At 37.0% G+C, this 230-nt stretch carries 1 protein-coding gene and 1 pseudogene; both read left to right on the plus strand.

The window, feature by feature from the left end:
* Positions 1 to 82, plus strand: a pseudogene (locus tag HMPREF2801_RS09400) (single-stranded DNA-binding protein); the annotation flags it as partial.
* Between the two features lie 3 nt (positions 83 to 85).
* Positions 86 to 230 (plus strand): Maff2 family mobile element protein (locus HMPREF2801_RS05705; RefSeq protein ID WP_070611125.1); only part of this gene is annotated, 145 nt, incomplete at its 3' end.

Below are 230 nucleotides of genomic sequence, written 5' to 3' on the forward strand. Positions count from 1 at the left end.
AAAAGAGGGAAAGACTTACAAAAACTTTGTTGTGAAGTCATACAACAAAATTGAAAAGAAAGAAGAAAACGAGGAGGAATAAATTATGGAATTTTTTACACAGGCAGTAAATGTATTAAAGATTTTAGTTATGGCAGTAGGTGCAGGACTTGGAGCATGGGGCGTTATTAACCTGATGGAAGGTTATGGTAATGACAATCCGGGTGCAAAATCTCAGGGCATTAAGCAGC

This window comes from Peptoniphilus sp. HMSC062D09, assembly GCF_001811425.1.
In the GTDB taxonomy this organism is placed as follows: Bacteria; Bacillota; Clostridia; order Tissierellales; family Peptoniphilaceae; genus Peptoniphilus_A.